The following is a 282-nucleotide window of genomic DNA, read 5'->3' as shown; positions in this document are numbered from 1 at the left end:
GATTGCGCGCCAGGGCATCATCCGTTCGTTCCAGATTTCCGCCGTCTTCCCGCACCTGAGCGTGATGGAGAACGTGCGCATCGGCTTGCAGCGCACCCTGGGCACCTCGTTCCATTTCTGGAAGAGCGGCGACAGCTTGAGTCAGCTCAACGACCGCGCCATGGCCCTGCTCGAGGAAGTCGACCTGACCGGCTTCGCCGACACCATCACCGTCGATCTGCCCTATGGCCGCAAGCGCGCACTGGAGATCGCCACCACCCTGGCCATGGAACCCGAACTGAT

Annotated in this window: 1 pseudogene; it reads left to right on the top strand. The window is 63.1% G+C overall.

Going from position 1 to position 282, the window contains the following annotated elements:
- Window positions 1-282 (top strand): annotated as a pseudogene (locus tag RV1423_RS28365) (ABC transporter ATP-binding protein); the annotation flags it as partial.

It is taken from the genome of Herbaspirillum sp. RV1423 (genome assembly GCF_000577615.1).
GTDB lineage: Bacteria > Pseudomonadota > Gammaproteobacteria > Burkholderiales > Burkholderiaceae_D > Herbaspirillum.
Note: the sequence above shows the minus strand (reverse complement) of the source record. Positions and strands in the feature narration are given on the sequence as shown.